Source organism: Sphingomonas sanguinis NBRC 13937 (assembly GCF_001591005.1).
Taxonomy (GTDB): Bacteria; Pseudomonadota; Alphaproteobacteria; order Sphingomonadales; family Sphingomonadaceae; genus Sphingomonas; species Sphingomonas sanguinis.
The window spans coordinates 1-2,332 of record NZ_BCTY01000102.1 but is presented as its reverse complement, the minus strand read 5'-3'; the positions used below and the strand labels follow the sequence as shown (position 1 = coordinate 2,332).

Genomic DNA, 2,332 nt, shown 5'->3' with positions numbered 1-2,332 from the left:
TCGCCTGGGCGATGAATGGCGAGCCGCTGACGCCCGAACATGGCGCCCCGCTCCGCATGGTGGTGCCTGGCTATGCCGGGGTCCGCAGCGCCAAATGGCTGACACGGATCGAGGTGCGTGAAACGCCCTCCGAGGCACCGATCCAGGCGCACGACTACAAGCTCTTCCCCGCCGCTGTGACGAGCGACACCGTCGACTGGAGCCAGGGTCTGACGATCAATGCCATGCCGCTCAACGCCGCGATCTGCTCGCCCGGTGCGGGCGAGAGTTTGGCCGCCGGAGAGGTGCGGATTGAGGGATATGCCATTGCCTATGACCGCCGTATTTCTCGGATCGAAGTGTCGGTGAACGGCGGTCGCGACTGGCAACAGGCGACCTTCGCCGATGATCCGGAGACGCGCTGGGGCTGGCGGCGCTGGATCCTTGACGCCACACTTGCCAAGGGACGCCAGCACCTTGTCGCCCGTGCCTTCGACGAGACCGGGCAGGGACAGCCCGAGCGGCCGGATACGATGTGGAATTTCGCCGGCTATCTGTGCACCGCCTGGCATCACGTTCACGTGCTGGTCGAATGATCGAAGCATCAGCGGCACCGGACGTCGCTTTCTGGATCGATGCGATTGGCCGGCTGGTGGTGGCGACCGCGGCCGGGATGGTGCTCGGCTGGGAACGCTCGCGTGAGAACCGGCAGATCATGGGCCTGCGGACGCTGGGTCTGGTCGGTCTGGCGAGTTGCATCGCCGTTCAGGCGATCGTGCATAGTGGCTTGCCGAACGTGAACGCCGATGCCGCAGGACGGGCGATGCAGGGCATTCTGTCCGGCGTCGGCTTCATCGGTGCCGGTGCGGTGCTGCGGGTCGGCCAGGGTCAGGAAGTGCATGGTTTGGCGACCGCCGCGTGCATCTGGGTCACCGCCACGATCGGCGCGGCAGCGGGATTGGCAGTGTGGCCGCTCATCGTCGGCGGGGTGAGCCTCGCAATGCTCGTCCTGTTCGTCGGAGCGCCGCTGGAACGCCGCATACGCGAGCGCGCCAGGCTGACGCCGGCCGAGGCCGACAGGAAGGATGCCGAGCGCAAGCCGTGATCTCGGCGGTCCACCCAGTGCCTGTCGGCGCCGAGAAGCGGCAAGGCGCTATCAGGACACAAGCGCGGCATCGGCCTGCCGCCGGACCTCATCAGCGATCGGATGCAGTTCGGCCGCGGGTCGCTCGCCCACCACACTATAGCCGATCCCGTCGACCGCCCATGTGACCCGGCCCATCGTCCCGCTGGACGTGCTGGTCATGCTCGCGGTCTTGTCGATCTGCATGGGCCTCGTCAGCACCGCAAGTTTCGACGCTTGCGGTCCGTCGTAGAGGAGCAGTGCCGCAGGGCCGTGGGGCGTCGCGACCAATCGCCCCCCGCCATAGTGGTAACCGGCTGTGCTGAGGTCCGGGATGGTCACGCGCTCACCCAATCGGGCGGAGGTCCACCGGATCAGCATGGCGCGCTGGTCGGGGCCGATTTCCGCCGGTCGTATCCGGTCGGCGGCATAGACCCGGAAATTGTCACTCGCCTCGTTGGCCAGCGCCGCGATGCCCGCGCGGGGTTCGCCGCTCCACCGCGCGCTCGACCACCCCCCGCCAAACCCGACCGCCAGCAGAAGCGACGCGGCGATGGCGAGTTGCCAACGCGGTTGGCGTTGCCGTCCCCTGATGGCTGCGACGCGCATCGTCGCCGGGATCGGTTCATCCGCGATGGGAGCGAACAGCGATGCAAGGGCTCGCGCCTGCTCCGCCCGCTCCCGCAAACGGGCATGCACGTCCGGCTGGCCGTCAAGGTAAGCGTCGACCAGGCGCTGCCGCTCGGGCGACAGCCTGCCATCGATCCATGCGGCCAGATCGTCCTCGCCGATCGGGCTGGTCATTGCACGCTCCTCAATCGCGGCCGTTCACCCTCCCGGAGGAGTATCGCCAGACGGTCGCGCCCCCGGGATATGCGCGACATCACCGTGCCCAGCGGCACGCCGACGACGGCAGCGACCTCCGCATAGGGCAGCCCCTCGACCGAGACGAGGAGCAGCACCGTTCGCTGTTCCTCAGGCAACGCATCAAGCGCGCGCAGCAGGTCGCGGTGGTGCAGGCCTGTATCCTGATCGGCCGGGCGGCCGAGCGCAGCGTCGTCCACGAGGTGGAGCGGAACCGCCGTGCCTCGCCGGTTATGCTGCCGCTGATGGTCGACCAACAGGTTGTGCAGGATCGTATAGACCCACGGGCGCACCTCCACGCCGCGTCGCTGTCGCCAGCGCCCGACTGCGCGCTCGAGGCAATCCTGCACCACGTCATCCGCCATC

4 protein-coding genes are annotated in these 2,332 nt (G+C 68.1%); 2 read left to right on the top strand and 2 right to left on the bottom strand.

Annotated elements, in window-relative coordinates; translation table 11 throughout:
- A partial coding sequence (locus tag SSA01S_RS18730) for a molybdopterin-dependent oxidoreductase (RefSeq protein WP_156477971.1) occupies positions 1-575 on the top strand: 575 nt, incomplete at its 5' end.
- On the top strand, positions 572-1,084 hold the full coding sequence (locus tag SSA01S_RS18725) for an MgtC/SapB family protein (RefSeq protein ID WP_061781603.1): 513 nt from the start codon (positions 572-574) through the stop codon (positions 1,082-1,084). The genes SSA01S_RS18730 and SSA01S_RS18725, both read left to right, overlap by 4 nt.
- Positions 1,085-1,135: 51 nt before the next feature.
- Here SSA01S_RS18725 and SSA01S_RS18720 read toward each other — a convergent pair whose 3' ends face one another.
- A complete protein-coding gene (locus tag SSA01S_RS18720) occupies positions 1,136-1,906 on the bottom strand; it encodes an anti-sigma factor family protein (RefSeq protein ID WP_061781602.1) in 771 nt (256 codons plus the stop codon).
- Positions 1,903-2,332: RNA polymerase sigma factor (locus tag SSA01S_RS18715; protein WP_061781601.1), on the bottom strand; the 430-nt coding region annotated here is incomplete at its 5' end. The genes SSA01S_RS18720 and SSA01S_RS18715, both read right to left, overlap by 4 nt.

Coding starts and splice junctions, on each gene's coding strand:
- SSA01S_RS18725 (WP_061781603.1), top strand. CDS start 572: ATGATCGAAGCATCAGCGGCACCGGACGTCGCTTTCTGGATCGATGCG.
- SSA01S_RS18720 (WP_061781602.1), bottom strand. CDS start 1,906: ATGACCAGCCCGATCGGCGAGGACGATCTGGCCGCATGGATCGATGGC.